This window comes from Kitasatospora nipponensis (assembly GCF_039528135.1).
Lineage (GTDB): Bacteria > Actinomycetota > Actinomycetes > Streptomycetales > Streptomycetaceae > Kitasatospora > Kitasatospora nipponensis.
The window spans coordinates 1-582 of sequence record NZ_BAAALF010000944.1 but is presented as its reverse complement, the minus strand read 5'-3'; the positions used below and the strand labels follow the sequence as shown (position 1 = coordinate 582).

Annotated in this window: 1 pseudogene; it reads right to left on the bottom strand. The window is 75.4% G+C overall.

What is annotated here, in order from left to right:
• Positions 1 to 382, bottom strand: a pseudogene (locus tag ABD323_RS44205) (hypothetical protein); the annotation flags it as partial.
• Between the last annotated feature and the right edge of the window lie 200 nt (positions 383 to 582).

Below are 582 nucleotides of genomic sequence, written 5' to 3'. Positions count from 1 at the left end.
CCCCGCTGAGCCGGCCCCGGACCGGTCCGATGCCCGTCACGGCCCGGTGCCGCCCACCGTTCCGCTGCTCCGGTCCGGCTCTGCCACCCGGCTGTCCTGCCCGGCCGTCCGGCACGCGGTGCCCGGGCTCGCCCGGGCTGCCCCGGCCCCGGCCAGCGAAGCCGCGCCAGTGCGCGCCGAACGCCTCCACCGAACTCCCGGAGTTCTCGCCGGTGACGCGCTGCGCGGAGTCCCCGCCCCGGCGGCTGAGCTGCTCCGCCTCGGAGCCGAACTCCCGCCACACACCGGCCGCGCGACGCAGGCCCTCTTCGTCGGCCTGCGGCCACTCATGGCCCAACCTGGCCAGTACGGGGACGAGTTCCTCGGGCACGCTTCGGGACACCAGGCCCCTCCTTCCGGGTTCTGCGGGGACGGACAGCAAGGCGACGGACAGCAACACGTGCGGACGGGCCGCCGTGGTTCCCGACGGGGCGTCAGACGACCGGCGGTCTGCCCGCGTCCACCTTCGCCAGATCGGCGCTCACCTCACCGTCGGCCCGGTCGACCGACTCGGCCATCGTGTGCAGTCCGGTGCCGATCTTG